The organism is Streptomyces sp. NPDC001443 (genome assembly GCF_053597355.1).
The window spans coordinates 1-14707 of record NZ_JBSFIA010000007.1; the positions used below are offsets into that span (position 1 = coordinate 1).

Annotated in this window: 13 protein-coding genes; 7 read left to right on the forward strand and 6 right to left on the reverse strand. The window is 74.9% G+C overall.

Annotation, left to right across the window (positions count from 1 at the left end):
- Positions 1 to 27 precede the first annotated feature (27 nt).
- Complete coding sequence (locus tag ACWC24_RS10310) at positions 28 to 504, reverse strand: nitroreductase family deazaflavin-dependent oxidoreductase (RefSeq protein ID WP_450662401.1); 477 nt, start codon at positions 502 to 504, stop codon at positions 28 to 30.
- A complete protein-coding gene (locus ACWC24_RS10315; RefSeq protein ID WP_450662402.1) occupies positions 501 to 1709 on the reverse strand; it encodes an acyl-CoA dehydrogenase family protein in 1209 nt (402 codons plus the stop codon). Before ACWC24_RS10315 ends, ACWC24_RS10310 begins: the two co-directional genes overlap by 4 nt.
- Positions 1710 to 1824: 115 nt before the next feature.
- On the opposite strand from ACWC24_RS10315, the gene ACWC24_RS10320 reads away from it, so the two are divergent.
- A complete protein-coding gene (locus tag ACWC24_RS10320; RefSeq protein WP_450662403.1) occupies positions 1825 to 3000 on the forward strand; it encodes a thiolase C-terminal domain-containing protein in 1176 nt (391 codons plus the stop codon).
- 66 nt (positions 3001 to 3066) lie between these two features.
- A complete protein-coding gene (locus ACWC24_RS10325; RefSeq protein ID WP_450662404.1) occupies positions 3067 to 3756 on the forward strand; it encodes a pyridoxine/pyridoxamine 5'-phosphate oxidase in 690 nt (229 codons plus the stop codon).
- Between the two features lie 53 nt (positions 3757 to 3809).
- Here ACWC24_RS10325 and ACWC24_RS10330 read toward each other — a convergent pair whose 3' ends face one another.
- The 3 genes from ACWC24_RS10330 to ACWC24_RS10340 all read right to left on the reverse strand — a co-directional run bounded on the left by ACWC24_RS10330 (position 3810) and on the right by ACWC24_RS10340 (position 5380).
- A complete protein-coding gene (locus tag ACWC24_RS10330) occupies positions 3810 to 4439 on the reverse strand; it encodes a GNAT family N-acetyltransferase (RefSeq protein WP_450662405.1) in 630 nt (209 codons plus the stop codon).
- Between the two features lie 66 nt (positions 4440 to 4505).
- Complete coding sequence (locus tag ACWC24_RS10335; RefSeq protein ID WP_450662406.1) at positions 4506 to 4931, reverse strand: Zn-ribbon domain-containing OB-fold protein; 426 nt, start codon at positions 4929 to 4931, stop codon at positions 4506 to 4508.
- Positions 4928 to 5380, reverse strand: a complete 453-nt coding sequence (locus ACWC24_RS10340; RefSeq protein WP_152894824.1) for a DoxX family protein — start codon at positions 5378 to 5380, stop codon at positions 4928 to 4930. The genes ACWC24_RS10335 and ACWC24_RS10340 overlap by 4 nt, the downstream gene beginning before the upstream one ends.
- 407 nt (positions 5381 to 5787) lie before the next feature.
- On the opposite strand from ACWC24_RS10340, the gene ACWC24_RS10345 reads away from it, so the two are divergent.
- The 4 genes from ACWC24_RS10345 to ACWC24_RS10360 all read left to right on the forward strand — a co-directional run bounded on the left by ACWC24_RS10345 (position 5788) and on the right by ACWC24_RS10360 (position 10964).
- The gene (locus tag ACWC24_RS10345; RefSeq protein WP_450662407.1) at positions 5788 to 7068 is read left to right on the forward strand and encodes a flavin-containing monooxygenase; all 1281 of its coding nucleotides are present in this window, start codon (positions 5788 to 5790) and stop codon (positions 7066 to 7068) included.
- A 161-nt stretch (positions 7069 to 7229) separates the two neighbouring features.
- Complete coding sequence (locus ACWC24_RS10350; RefSeq protein ID WP_450662408.1) at positions 7230 to 9455, forward strand: acetate--CoA ligase family protein; 2226 nt, start codon at positions 7230 to 7232, stop codon at positions 9453 to 9455.
- A 1-nt stretch (position 9456) separates the two neighbouring features.
- Positions 9457 to 10263 (forward strand): enoyl-CoA hydratase/isomerase family protein, encoded by an 807-nt coding sequence (locus tag ACWC24_RS10355; protein WP_450662409.1) that lies wholly within the window; start codon positions 9457 to 9459, stop codon positions 10261 to 10263.
- A gap of 62 nt (positions 10264 to 10325) precedes the next feature.
- Positions 10326 to 10964 carry a flavin reductase family protein gene (locus ACWC24_RS10360; protein ID WP_450662410.1) on the forward strand — a complete coding sequence of 213 codons (639 nt, stop codon included), beginning with the start codon at positions 10326 to 10328 and terminating at the stop codon, positions 10962 to 10964.
- 6 nt (positions 10965 to 10970) lie between these two features.
- Here ACWC24_RS10360 and ACWC24_RS10365 read toward each other — a convergent pair whose 3' ends face one another.
- Positions 10971 to 12284, reverse strand: coding sequence for an MFS transporter (locus ACWC24_RS10365; RefSeq protein WP_450662411.1), 1314 nt, complete (start codon positions 12282 to 12284; stop codon positions 10971 to 10973).
- 71 nt (positions 12285 to 12355) lie between these two features.
- Here ACWC24_RS10365 and ACWC24_RS10370 point away from each other — a divergent pair, with 71 nt between their 5' ends.
- Entirely contained in the window at positions 12356 to 13441 is a 1086-nt protein-coding gene (locus ACWC24_RS10370; protein WP_450662412.1) for a GlxA family transcriptional regulator, read from the forward strand.
- Positions 13442 to 14707 lie beyond the last annotated feature (1266 nt).

Sequence of the window (14707 nt, forward strand, 5' to 3'; positions counted from 1 at the left end):
CACCCGGGTGGGCCGTCGCCTGCCGCGCTACCTGCGCACGATCCGGAAGAGCCGTATCTCCCGCTCCACCCGCGCCTGGTACGCCGCGTACGGCGGCCAGAGCGCCAGCGCGTCCGCCCAGGCCGCGGCCCGCTCCTCCCCCGCCAGCAGCCGCGCCACGACCGGGACGTCCTCGCCCCTGATGCTGACGGACGCCTCCGGGTGCGCGAGCAGGTTGTGGGTCCAGGCGGGATGGTCGCCGCGGCCGAAGTTGGAGCCGACCAGGAGCCAGCCGCGGCCGTCCTCCTGCGGCACGCACGCCAGCGGGGTGTGCCGGGGCAGCCCGCTGCGCGCCCCGGTCGAGGTCAGCACCAGACCCGGCAGCATCTGCGCGCTGAGCAGCACCTTCCCCCTGGTCAGCCGGTGCACCGCGCGGTCCAGGGCGGGGATGACGTGCGGGGCGGCCTTCGCGAAGCCCCGGGTGGCGGACACCCGCCGCACCAGCCGCACCCCGAGGGCGGTCACACCGCCACCTCCCGCCGCTCGAAGAGCCGTGCCGTGCGGGCCGCGTGCTCGCGCAGCCGGTGCACCGGACCGAACAGCAGCTCGTCGCCCGTGGCCCGCTTGAAGTACAGATGCGCCTCGTGCTCCCAGGTGAAACCGATGCCGCCGTGCAGCTGCACGGCCTCGGCGGCGGCCGTGCGCAGCGCCTGGAGGGCCTGCGCGAGGGCGAGCCCGCCGACCCGCTCGCCCCGCGCGGTCGCCCACGCGGCGTAGTACGCGGCCGAGCGCGCCGCCTGCACCTGGACGTACACGTCGGCCAGCCGGTGCTTGACCGCCTGGAAGGAGCCGATCGCCCGCCCGAACTGCTCACGGCGCCCGACGTGCTCCACGGTGCGTTCCAGTACCTGGCCGGCGGCGCCCACGGCCTCGCAGGCCAGGACGGCCGCGGCGGTGTCACCGACCGCGGCGAGCACGGGCAGGACCCCGCCCCGCTCCCCCGGTTCCTGATGCTCCCGCTCCTCCCCCAACAACTCTGCCTCCACCTCGCGCAGTTGGAGGCGGCCCTGCGGCCTGGTGGCGTCCAGCGCGGTCTGCCGCGCCCGCACCAGCCCGGCCGCGTCGCCGGACACGAGGAACAGCAGCGTGCGCGAGCGGGCGAAGCCGCCGGTGTGCGCGGCGACGACGAGGAGCCCGGCGCCGTGCCCGTCGAGGACCTGATTGGCCTCCCCGTACAGCCGCCACCGGCCGTCGGCGCGCCGGGCCTGCACCCCGCCGGCCCGGCCGCCGCCCGCCCAGTCGCCGCCGTTCGGGCCGGTCAGGGCGAGCGCGGTGGCGAGCGCGGCACCCGGCACGGCGAGGGCGGCGGTCAGCTCACCGGCGGCGATCCGGGGCAGCAGCCCGGCGCGCTGGTCCTCGGTGCCGAGGGCGAGCAGGAGGGGGGCGGCGAGGACGGCGGTGGCCAGCAGCGGGGTGGGGGCCAGGAAGCGTCCCGTCTCCTCGCAGGCGAGCGCGAGATCGGTGACCGGGCAGCCGGCCCCGCCGTACCGCTCCGGCAGGGCGAGTCCGGGCAGGCCGAGCCGGGCGGCGAGGGCCTCCCAGAGGGCGGGGTCGTGACCGGCGGGGCCGTCGGCGGCGGCCCGCACCTCCCCCGGTCCGCAGCGCCTGCGCAGCAGCTCGCGGAGGGTGCGGCGGATGTCGTCCTGTTCTGCGGTGAAGCCGGCGTCCATGGTGACCACCTACCCTCTCCGAATCTGACGGCTCGTCATGTTAGGGCGGGCGCCCATGGATGCACAGGCCCTCGACGCCTGCCGTCCCGCCCGGATCTGATATACCGTCAGATCCATGTCGCTGCCAGGTACCCGAAGGGCCGCCGTCGTCGGCGCGGCGCTCTCCCGCTGCGGCCGCGTGGACGACGCGACCGCGTACACCCTGCACGCCGAGGCGGCCCGCCGCGCCCTCGCCGACGCCGGACTGGACCGCTCGCTCGTCGACGGCTTCGCCTCGGCGGGCACCGGCGTCCTCGCGCCCGTGGAGGTCGCCGAATACCTGGGACTGCGTCCCACCTGGGTCGACTCCACCGCCGTGGGCGGCTCCACCTGGGAGGTCATGGCGGCCCACGCGGCGGACGCGATCGCCGCGGGCCACGCCAACGCCGTCCTGCTGGTCTACGGCTCGACCGCCCGCGCGGACATCAGGGCCGGCCGGCGCACCGGCGACCTCTCCTTCGGTGCCCGCGGCCCGCTCCAGTTCGAGGCGCCCTACGGCCACACCCTGATCGCCAAGTACGCCATGGCCGCCCGCCGCCACATGCTCGAACACGGCACGACCATCGAGCAGTTGGCGCAGGTCGCGGTCCAGGCGCGGGCGAACGCCGCGCTGAACCCGGAGGCCATGTTCCGCGACCCGATCACGGTCGACGACGTCCTGTCCGGCCCGATGGTCGCCGACCCGTTCACCAAGCTGCACTGCTGCCTGCGCTCCGACGGCGGGGCGGCGGTGCTGCTCGCCGCCGAGGAGTACGTACGGGACTGCCGTACGGAACCGGTGTGGGTCCTGGGCACCGGGGAGCACGTGTCCCACGCCGCCATGTCCGAGTGGCCGGACTTCACGGTGTCCCCGGCCGCGGTGAGCGGACGGCTCGCGTTCGAGCGGGCGGGGGTCGGGCCCGACGAGATGGACTTCGCGGAGATCTACGACGCCTTCACCTACATGACGCTGGTGACCCTGGAGGACCTCGGCTTCTGCGCGAAGGGCGAGGGCGGGGCGTTCGTGGAGAAGGGGCGGCTGAAGGTGGCGGGCGGGGAACTGCCCGTGAACACCGACGGCGGCGGCCTGTCCGCCCAGCATCCCGGGATGCGGGGACTGTTCCTGCTGGTGGAAGCGGTACGGCAACTGCGCGGCGAGGCCGGGGCCCGGCAGGTGCGGCGGCCGGACGGCGGACCGCCCCGACTGGCGGTCGCCTCCGGCACGGGCGGCTGGTTCTGCTCCTCGGGGACGGTGGTGCTGGGGCGGGACTGAGCCGGACGGCGCGGGACCGAGCCGGACGGCCGCGGTGGTGGCGGGCGGCTGCGTGATACTCGGGGCATGGCAACGGATCTTCACGAGCTGCTCAGGTCGCTGCGGGTGTGGGACCCGGCGGTGACCGGGCTGCCGTCCTTCGACCCGGACGCCGCGCCCGGCGACCCCCTCGCGCTGTTCACGGACTGGTTCGCCGAGGTGGTGGCGGCCGGGCAGACCGAGCCGCACACCATGTCGCTGGCGACCTCGGACGAGGAGGGCCTGCCGGACGTGCGGACCGTGATGCTGCACGGCGCCGACGCGGACGGCTGGGCCTTCGCGACCCACACGAGCAGCCGCAAGGGCCGCCAGCTCGCCGCCCGCCCGTACGCCGCCCTCGGCTTCTACTGGCCCGTCCAGGGCCGCCAGGTGCGGGTGCGCGGCCCGGTCGCCGTCGCCCCGCCCGGTCAGGCGCGGGCCGACCTGCACGCCCGTTCCACCGGGGCGCTGGCCGCGGCGCTGACCGGACGGCAGAGCGAGGTCCTCGGCTCGGTGGAGGAGCTGCGGCGGGCCTCCGAGGACGCCTGGGAGCTGGCCCGGCGGGCGCCGGACACCGTGGTCGGGAGCTGGACGCTCTACCGGCTCCGGCCGACGGAGGTGGAGTTCTTCCAGGGCGACGAGCGACGCCGGCATGTGCGGCTGAGGTACCGGCGGGACGGCGCCGACGCGAGCACGGGAGCGGGCGCCGGCTGGATCAAGGAGCTGCTGTGGCCGTGAGACCGCCGCGCGCCCGGCGTCGCACGCCCTGAAGCCCCGCGCCCGCGCGCCGGTCAGGACAGGCTCGGTTCCGGGTCCGTCGCCAGCCGGGCGTGCAGGTGGCTGTCGCGGAACGCGTCGTGGCGGCCCGCCTCGAACATGGCGCCGCGCAGGGTCCCCTCGTACCGGAAGCCGCAGCGCTCGGCGACCCGGCAGGAGGCGTCGTGGTCGAGGGCGTGGTCGAGTTCCAGCCGGTGCAGGCCGAGGTCGTCGTGGGCCCAGCGGGCGGCGACGGCCAGGGCGCGGGTGGCGACGCCCCGGCCGCGGGCCTCGGGCAACACCCAGTAACCGACGCGGCCGGAGCTGAAGACGAGGTCGATCGCGTCGACGCCGACGTGCCCCAGTGTCGTACCGTCCGCCGTGTCCGTGACCCGGAACGACGCGCCGGTGCCGTTCGCCGCGCTGTCCTGCTTGGCCCGCAGCGAGGCGCGGGCGCCGTCGAGGTCCGCGACGGTCCTGAGCGGGGTGTTCCAGCGCCGGAACTCCCGGTCGGACAGCCCGCGCAGCCAGGCCTCGGCGTCGGCGTCGTGGTCCGCGCGCCAGTGGCTCAGCCGCAGCCCGTGACCGTGCAGCTCGGGGAACTCGGGGAACTCGGGGAACTCGGGGAAGGGGGAGCCGGGGGATCTGTCGCTCGTGGGGGCCATCGGGCCATTGAAGCCGGTGAACCGGGGATCGGCAGCCTCTTCACGCCCCCACCCGGCCCGCGCAGATCACGGCCTGCGCGGCCGCGGCCGCGCAGGCCGGAACACCGGCACCCCGTCGCGGAAGGCGACCTCCAGTTCCGCCCCCGGCCGCAGTCCGTCCGGCCCGCACCCCACCACCTCGGTCATCATCCGCGGCCCCTCGGCGAGGTCGACGACGGCGGCGACGTACGGGGTGCGCCGCCCGAAGGGCGGCAGGTCGTTGCGGTGGACGACGGACCAGGTGTAGAGCGTGGCCCGGCCGCTCGCCTCCTGCCAGGTGACGTCCTCGCTCCAGCAGTGCGGGCAGAACTCGCGGGGGTAGTGGTGCGCCCGCCCGCACGCCCCGCAGCGGCGGACCAGCAGGCGCCCGTCCGCCGCCGCGTCCCAGTAGACGCGGGTGAAGCCGTCGGGTTCGGGAAGGTCGTACCGCGGGGCGCCGCCGCTCACGCTCACCGGAACCAGCCGAGCGCGTCGTCCAGCGACCAGGTCTGCCACGACATCCCGAACAGGGCCACCACCGAGATGAGCCCCATCATCGAGTTCTGCCCCTGCTCGGCCCAGTCGTGGATCATCAGGACGAAGTAGAGGGCGTTGAGCACCAGCCCGCCGACCAGGGCGACCGGAGTCAGAAAGCCCGTGATCAGGCCGAGTCCGAGGGCGAGTTCCGCGTAGACGACGACGTACGCCATCGTGCGCGGCCTGGCCGCGACCACGGTCTCGAAGCCGGAGCGGACCGCGCTCCACCGGTGCCTCGCCGCGACGTCCGCCGCCCACGCGATACCGGTGCCGTTCGCGAACCAGTCCTTGCGGTCCTTGTGCCGCCAGCTCTCCAGCCACCACAGGCCGAGCCCGACCCGCAGCACCGCCAGCCATTCCGCCCCGTCGAGCCAGATCGTGTCCATGTCCCCGGACCCACTCTCCCGCCGACCCCGCCCAGCACATCTGACGGTACGTCAGTTCAGCGGACGGGCGGCACTTTCGCAAGATGCCCGCGGCCCACGACTTCCCGGCACCCCGCGTCCCGCCGGAAACCCCGGGCGTCCACCGGGAAGCCCGCGCATATGGAAGCTGTGCGTCCGCGCTGAATCCGGGGTTATTGTTGACGATTTCGTTGGCGCCCGACTACGTTCACCAACACGCGGCGTCCGATCTTCCCGTCTGTCTGATCGGGCGCCGCCCACCGCGCCCGCACACTCGGACGGACTACGTCACACGTCCCACCCGTCCGTCCCCCAGGCGTGATCAATCCGCAACCAATTCCGGTCTTGACCGAGACCCATCAATCCTGTGCGTGATTACGCTCGCGCTCATGCCCGACCTCACCGACTCCACCGACTCCGCCCCGCCCGCGCCCGCCACGGCCGTCTCCGCCGATCAGCCCGCGCCCGCCCCCTCCGCTCCCTCCGCCGCGGCCGTTCCCGCGGACCGGCCCGTGTACGTCATCGGCGCCGGCCCCGGCGGGCTCGCCGTCGCGTACGCGCTGCGCGCCCGGGGCGTCCGCGCCGTCGTCCTGGAGAAGTCCGACCGGGTCGGCGCGTCCTGGCGGCGCCATTACGACCGGCTCCACCTGCACACCACCCGGCGCCTGTCCGCCCTGCCGGGACTGCCCATCCCGCGCCGCTTCGGCCGCTGGGTGTCCCGCGACAACGTGGTGCGCTACCTGGAGAAGTACGCCGAACACCACGAGCTGGAGATCGTCACCGGAGTCGAGGTCTCCCGCGTCGAGCGCTCGCCCGACGGCACCGCCTGGCTGCTGCACGCCACCGGCGGCCGTGAGCTGACCGGCGCCGCGGTGGTCGTGGCCACCGGCTTCAACCACACGCCGCACATCCCCGACTGGCCGGGCCGCGCGTCCTACACCGGCGAGCTGCTGCACGCCGGCGCGTACCGCAACGCCAAGCCCTACGCGGGCCAGGACGTGCTCGTCGTCGGGATCGGCAACACCGGCGCCGAGATCGCCGTGGACCTGGTGGAGGGCGGCGCGAAGCGGGTACGGCTGTCCGTCCGCACCGCCCCGCACATCCTGCGCCGTTCGACGGCCGGCTGGGCCGCGCAGTACACCGGCGTACTGGTGCGGCGACTGCCGGTCGGGTTCGTCGACCGGCTGGCCGGGCCGGTCGGCAGGCTCAGCGTGCCGGACCTCTCGGCCCACGGTCTGCCCCGCCCGGACACCGGCCTCTACAGCCGTGTCACCGCGGGGTCGATCCCGGTCCAGGACGTCGGCCTCATCGACGCCGTGCGCAAGGGGAAGGTCGAGATCGTGGCCGCCGTGGACGGCCTGGAGGGCGACGAGGTCGTCCTCGCCGACGGCAGCCGCGTCTCGCCGGACGCCGTCGTCGCCGCCACCGGCTATCTGCGCGCCCTGGAGGACCTGGTCGGCCACCTCGACGTGCTCGACGCCCGGGGCCGCCCGGTCGTGCACGGCGCCCGCACCCCGCGCAACGCTCCCGGCCTGTACTTCACCGGCTTCACCAACCCGATCAGCGGCATGTTCCGCGAGCTGGCGATCGACGCGGAGAAGATAGCGAAGGCCGTCGCGGGCAGCGCGGCGGGCGCCGGGGCGGGGCAGGTGTCCCGCCTCCCGAACTGACCCGGTAGCGGCGCACACCCCCGCCCGCCGTCCGGCCCCGGCCCCGCGGCGGGCGGGAGCCCGCCCGTTCTCTGCGTGCACGACCATTCCTGACGGTTCGTCAATTCAGTAATCTGACAGAGCGTCAGTTATTTGGCTGTCACACAGGAGCGGGCGGACCGATGCTTGGATCAACCCACGGCACCCTCACCACCGACTCCCGCCGGGCCCGCGTCATCGCGTGCGGTGAGCCCCCGGCGCCGGCCGTCCACGGCCGCCCGGCCGACGTGGACGACCTCGACGTCAGCGGTCGTCCGCTGTACGCCGCCGTCCCCGACCTGGACCGCCTCTTCCGGCCCGAGTCCGTCGCCGTGGTCGGCGCCTCGGACGCCGACGGCCGGCCCAACACCGGCATCACCCGGCAGCTGCTCGCCTGGGCGGAGCGGGTGGGCGCGCGGCTGCACCCGGTCCACCCCACCCGGGCGTCGGTCTTCGGCATGCCCTGCGTGCCGTCGGTCGCCGACCTGCCCGGGCAGGTCGACCTCGCCGTGCTTCTGGTCGCCGATCCGCTCCCGGTGGTCGAGGAACTCGCCGAGGCCAAGGTGCGGTTCGCGGTGGCCTTCGCCTCCGGGTTCGCGGAGACCGGGGAACCGGGCGCGGCCGCACAGGCCCGGCTCGCGGACGCCGCCGCCCGGTCCGGGGTGCGGCTGCTCGGGCCCAACACCAACCTCAACGCCTTCGAGCGCTTCCGGGACGACCTCGAAGGACCGGCGATCGCCCTCATCACCCAGTCCGGCCACCAGGGCCGTCCCGTCTTCGCCCTCCAGGAGCTCGGCATCCGCCTCTCCCACTGGGCGCCCACCGGCAACGAGGCCGACCTGGAGAGCGCCGACTTCATCTCGTACTTCGCCGAGCGGCCCGAGGTCGGGGCCATCGCCTGCTACGTGGAGGGACTGAAGGACGGCCGTTCCTTCCTGCTCGCCGCCGACCGGGCCGCCCGGCGCGGGGTGCCGGTCGTCGCGGTCAAGGTGGGCCGCACGGAGACCGGCGCCCGTACCGCCGCCTCCCACACCGGCAAACTGACCGGCACGGACGCGGTGGTGGACGCGGCGATGCGGCAGTTCGGGGTGATCCGGGTCGACGGTCTCGACGAGCTCCAGGACACCGCCGCACTGCTGGCCCGGGCCCGCGCCCCGCTCGCGGACGGGGTCGTCGTCTGCTCCATCTCGGGCGGCACGGGCGCGCACGTCGCCGACCTGGCGACCCGGGCCGGACTGCGGCTGCCGGTGCTGTCCGAGGCCAAGCAGGCCGAGCTGCACCAGTGGATACCCGAGTACCTGAGCGTGGCCAACCCGGTCGACAACGGCGGGCATCCGGTCGGCGACGAACGCGGCCGGAAGATCATCGACGCGATCCTCGACGACCCGGCGGTCGGCGTCCTGATCTGCCCGGTCACCGGCCCCTTCCCGCCGCTGAGCGACCGGCTGGTGCGGGACCTGGTGGACGCGGCCGAGCGGTCGGACAAGCTGGTGTGCGTGGTGTGGGGATCGCCGGTCGGCACCGAGCCGGCCTATCGCGAGGTGCTGCTCGGCTCCTCGCGGGTGGCCACGTTCCGTACCGTCGGCAACTGTCTGGCGGCCGTGCGCGCCCATCTCGACCACAACCGTTTCGTACGCGCCTACCGCTCGCCCTTCGACGAGGCACCGCGCACCGCCTCCCCCTCCTTCCGCAAGGCGCGCGCCCTGATGCGGCCGGGCGAGCAGCTCAGCGAGCACGCGGCGAAGCAACTGCTGCGCGCCTACGGCATCCGGGTGCCCCGCGAACAGCTGGTGACCAGCGCGGCGGCGGCCGTGCGGGCGGCCGGCCTGGTCGGCTACCCGGTGGTGATGAAGGCGTCCGGCGCGCGGATCGCCCACAAGACCGAGCTGGGGCTGGTGAAGATCGGCCTGACCTCGGCCAGCCAGGTCCGCGACGCCTATCGCGAGCTGACGGAGATCGCCCGCTACGAGGGCGTGCCGCTGGACGGCGTCCTGGTGTGCCAGATGGTGGAGCGGGGCGTGGAGATGGTCGTCGGCGTCACCCACGACGACCTGTTCGGGCCGACCGTGACCGCCGGGCTCGGCGGGGTGCTGGTGGAGGTCCTGCGGGACACGGCCGTGCGGGTGCCGCCCTTCGGCGAGGACCAGGCCAGGACCATGCTCACCGAACTGCGCGGCCGGGCCCTCCTCGACGGGGTCCGGGGCCGCCCGCCCGCCGATGTCGACGCCCTGGTCGAGGTCGTGCTGCGGGTGCAGCGCATGGCCCTGGAACTGGGCGGCGAACTCGCCGAGCTCGACATCAACCCGCTGCTGGTGCTGCCCCAGGGGCAGGGCGCGGTGGCCCTGGACGCGTTGGCGGTGTGTCGCTGAGATGAGCACGACCGAATCCGCCGGGTCCTGGGTCCTGCACACCGTCGAGGACCAGGTCTGCCGCATCACCCTCAACCGCCCGGAATCCCTCAACGCTCTCAACCCCGGCCAGCGAGAAGAAATCATCCGTCACTTCGCCGACGCTTCCGCCGACCCGGGGGTGCGGGCCGTGGTCGTCACGGGCACCGGCCGCGGCTTCTGCGCCGGCGCGGACCTGCGGGGCGGCCCGGCGCCCGGGGAGCGGGTCGCGGGCGACGTGGCCCGCACGCTCCGGCTGGGCGCCCAGCGGCTGATCGCCGCCGTCCTCGACTGCGAGAAACCGGTGATCGCCGCCGTGAACGGCACCGCGGCCGGTCTCGGCGCCCATCTCGCCCTGGCCTGCGATCTCGTGCTCGCCGCGGAGTCCGCCCGGTTCATCGAGGTGTTCGTACGACGCGGGCTCGTCCCCGACGGCGGCGGCGCCTATCTGCTCCCCCGGCTGGTGGGACCCCGGCGCGCCAAGGAGCTGATGTTCTTCGGCGACGCCCTCACCGCGCCCGACGCCGAGCGCCTCGGCCTGGTCAACCGGGTCGTCCCGGACGCGGAGCTGGCCGCGACGGCCCGGGCCTGGGCGGACCGGCTGGCCGCCGGTCCGACCCGGGCCCTCGCCCTCACCAAGCAGCTCGTCAACGCCTCCCTCGACGCCGACCGCGCCACCGCCTTCGCCGCGGAGGCCGCCGCGCAGGAGATCAACATGACCACGGCGGACGCCCGGGAGGGGGTGGCGAGCTTCGTGGAGCGGCGCGCACCCGGGTTCCGGGGCCGCTGACCTCCGCGAAGGGCTCCCGGTGTCCGGCACGGCCCTTCCCATCTGACGCACCGTCAGCTTCAATGGTGGACGTGATGGGACACGCGGGGATGGCGGCAGCCGCCGTCCGTTGGCTCAGGTCGGCCGAGGCGGCGCCGCCCACGTCCGTGGAGGCGCTGCCCCGGCCGGAGTTGCGGTGCGTCGGCGAGGACGAGCGGGCACCGGTCGACAGCGCCGAGTTCCGGCGGGTGCTGGGGAACTTCGCGACCGGCGTGACCGTGATCACCGCACCCGCCGCCGGCGCGGGCTCCCCCGCCGGCTTCGCCTGCCAGTCCTTCTCCTCGCTCTCCCTCGACCCGCCGCTGGTCGCCTTCATGGTCGGCCGTACGTCGACGACCTGGCCGCGCATCGCCCGCGCCGGGGTCTTCTGCGTCAACGTCCTGGACGAGTCCCAGGGCGAAGTGTGCCGGGCGTTCGCGGTGAGCGGCGCGGACAAGTTCGCCGGGGTCGCGCACGAACCGGCCCCGGTCTCCGGCGCACCGCGCCTGGCCGGGGCGCTCGCCTGGATCGACTGCACCGTGCACGCCGTGCACACCGGCGGCGACCACCTCATCGTGGTCGGACGGGTGGACGCCCTCGGCACCGGCGAGGCCACCGGCGAGGGCGGCGGTCCGCTCCTCTTCCACCGGGGGCGCTTCGCACGGCTCGGACCGGCCGACTGACAGCTCTCAGGCCATCGCGGGCAGCGTCGGCATCGTGACCGGCCGCCGCCTGATCACCAGGGCCATCAGCGCCGCCGCCGCGCACAGCGCGCCCGACGCGTACCAGACCATGTCGTACGAGCCGAAGGCGTCCCGGGCCACACCGCCGAGGAAGGCGACGAGCGCGGCGCCCACCTGGTGGGAGGCGAGCACCCAGCCGAAGACGATGGCGCTGTCGTCGCCGTACTGCTCACGGCACAGGGCCAGGGTGGGCGGCACGGTGGCGACCCAGTCGAGGCCGTAGAAGACGATGAAGAAGATCATCGGCGGGTGCACGGCGGGCGCCAGCAGCATCGGCAGGAACAGCAGCGAGATGCCCCGCAGCGCGTAGTACACGGCCAGCAGGCGGCGCGGTTCGAAGCGGTCGGTGAACCAGCCCGAGGCCACCGTGCCGACCACGTCGAAGACGCCGATCACCGCCAGCAGCGAGGCGGCCGCCGTGATGGGCATGCCGTGGTCGTGGGCGGCGGGCACGAAGTGGGTCTGCACCAGGCCGTTGGTCGAGGCGCCGCAGATCGCGAAGGTGCCGGCCAGCAGCCAGAAGGGGCCGGTGCGCACCGCCGAGAACAGGACGGTCACGGCGCGCCGGGCGGCGCCGGGGACGGGCGCGGGCTTCGGCACGAACTCCGCGGACCCGTACGGCTTCTGCCCCACGTCCGCCGGGTGGTCCCGCAGCAGCAGCCAGACGAAGGGGACGACGGCCAGGGCCGCGAGGGCCACCGTGACGGCGGCCGGACGCCAGTCGTGCTTCTCGACGATCCAGGACAGCAGGGGCAGGAAGATCAGCTGGCCGGAGGCCGAGGCGGCGGTGAGGATGCCGGTGACCAGGCCCTTGCGGGCCGTGAACCAGCGGTTGGTCACCGTCGCCGCGAACGCCAGGGCCATCGAGCCCGAGCCGAGGCCCACCAGCAGGCCCCAGCAGAGCATCAGCTGCCAGGCCGCCGTCATCCACACCGTCAGGCCGGAGCCGACCGCGATCACGGTCAGCGCGACCGCGACCACCCGGCGGATGCCGAAGCGGTCCATCAGCGCGGCGGCGAAGGGCGCGGTGAGGCCGTACAGCGCGAGGTTGACGGAGACGGCGGCGCCGACCGTGCCGCGCGACCAGCCGAACTCCTGGTGCAGCGGGTCGATGAGCAGACCGGGCAGGGAGCGGAAGGCCGCCGCGCCGATGATCGTGACGAAGGTGACGGCGGCGACGAACCACGCGCGGTGGACGCGGGGCCGGCGTGCGGACGGGGCGTCCGCCACGGTGGCTGCGGCTTCTGATGTCTGGGTCACGTCGTAGAGCATCCAGTGCGCGACCATGACAAACGAGTGGCCGGAAGGACAGCATTCGCTAGGATCGGGCCATGACCCGTGAGCGTGCTTTCCGCCCCCACCGTGTCGTCGTCCTCGCCCTCGACGGGCTGCTCCCCTTCGAACTGGGCATCCCGCACCGCATCTTCGGCCGGCCCAAGGACGCCGAGGGGCGCCAGTTGTACGAGGTCCTCACCTGCTCCGTCCGGCCGCCGGGCCCGGTGGAGACCGACGCCGACTTCGCCGTCCAGATCGCCCACGGACCGGAGGTCCTGGCCACCGCCGACACGGTCGTCGTCCCGGCGTCGTACGAACTGGGACCGGTCTACGAGCAGGGCGTGCTGACCGACGAACTGGCCGCCGCGCTCGCGCACATCCGGCCCGGCACCCGGCTCGCCTCCATCTGCACCGGCGGCTACGTGCTCGCCGCCGCCGGCCGGCTCGACGGCCGTCCGGCGACCACGCACTGGGCCGACGCAGCGCACTTCGCGCGGCTCTTCCCCCGGGTCAGGGTCGACGCGGACGTCCTGTTCGTCGACGACGGCGACGTGCTGACCTCGGCGGGGGTGGCGGCCGGCATCGATCTGTGCCTGCACATGGTCCGCCGCGACCACGGCACCGCGGTCGCCAACGAGGTGGCCCGCCGGACCGTCGTACCGCCGCACCGGGACGGCGGGCAGGCCCAGTACATCCACCGGCCCGTGCCCGACCCGCAGGTGTCGGGGACGACCGCCGCCCGCGCCTGGGCCCTCGGCCGCCTGCACGAGCCGCTCCAGCTGCGCGACCTGGCCGCCCAGGAGTCCATGTCGGTACGCACCTTCACCCGCCGCTTCCGCGAGGAGGTCGGCGTCAGTCCGGGGCAGTGGCTGACCCAGCAGCGGGTGGAACGGGCCCGGCACCTGCTGGAGTCCACCGACCTGTCGGTCGACCAGGTGGCCCGGGACGCGGGCTTCGGCACCGCCCAGTCGATGCGCCAGCACCTACAGACGGCGCTCGGGGTCACCCCCACCGCCTACCGGCGGACGTTCCGGGTCGGCGGCGGCGACGGCATCCGGCCCGACGGCGGCTCCGGTGGCGACGAGGGGAGCCCCGTCGGCGCCGGTGCGGGCGGCGAGGCCGAACTGCACGTCACGCACTGAGCGGCCCTCGCGCCGCACCTCGCCCCACCAGCCGAGCGCCGTCAGCCCGAGGGTCAGCGCCACCCCGGCCAGGATCGCCGTCGACGGCGCCACGAACCGGAGGAGGGCGCCGGCCAGGGAGCCGGTGGCCGCGTACCCCGCGCCCGCGGCCGCGTACATCACCGAGTAACCCGCGGCCAGGGCGCCCGGCGGAAGGGCCTCGCGCAGGGAGAGGTTGCGGGTGAGCATCGCCCCGGACTGCAGGGTGCCGCCCGCGGTCAGCGCGATCGCGATGCCCGCCGGGTGCGGGAGCAGCGCGGCGAGCGTGATGCACACCGAGGTCCCCGCCATCAGCACCACGCTGCGGGTGCGCAGCCGTCCCGGCCAGTTCCGCAGGCCGTAGGCGAACGCGCCGAGGCCGGCGCCCACCGACATCCCGGCCAGCAGCGGGCCGGACCAGCCGACGCCGACGCCGCGCTGTTCGAGCAGGGCGGGCAGGACGAGTTCGCTGAGGCCGAGCAGGGTCAGACTTGCCGCGCCCGTGACGTACACCGGCCAGGCGTCGAGCAGCGGCCGCCGCCGCGCCGCCCCGGCCCCGCCGCCTTCGCCCGTTCCCCGCCCGTCGTCCGGAGCGTCCTCGCCGCCCGCGCCCCAGCCGGCCGGGAACAGCCTGAGGCCGGCCACCGACGACGCCATCAGGGCCGCCGCCAGCAGCAGCGGCACGCGCGGCGCGATCCCGAGGGCGAGCCCTGCGACCGCGGCCGGGGAGACCGCCCACACCCCGGCCGACAGCATCGACTCCACGGACAGCGCCTGGGCCGCAGCCCGCCCCGGGACCAGCTCGGTGAGCAGGGTGCGCAGACCGCCGGTGACGGCCGCCGGGGCGGCACCGGCGAGGCACGCGAACCCGGCCAGGACGGCGGCCGGGGCCGCCGGGAACAGCCCGAGCCCGAGGAACCCGGCGGTTCCGACGGCGAGCCCGGCGGAGAGCTGGGCGCGGGTCCGCTCGGGCCGCAGCCGCGTCCCGAGCACCGGGGCGCCGACGATCTCGCCGATGACGTACGCCGCCGCGAGGACCGCGCCCAGGGTGTAGCCGCCGGGCCGCTCGCGCGCCAGGAAGACCAGGGCCAGCGGGGCCATGGCCACCGGCATCCGGGAGCCGACGGCGGTACCGGCCCAGGCCAGGACCTGTCTGGAGGCGACGTCGCGATAGGTCATGCGCAGACGGTACGGGCCGGGACCGACAACGCCTCAGGGGTTTTCCACGGCTGTGGACGGCTTCCGGAC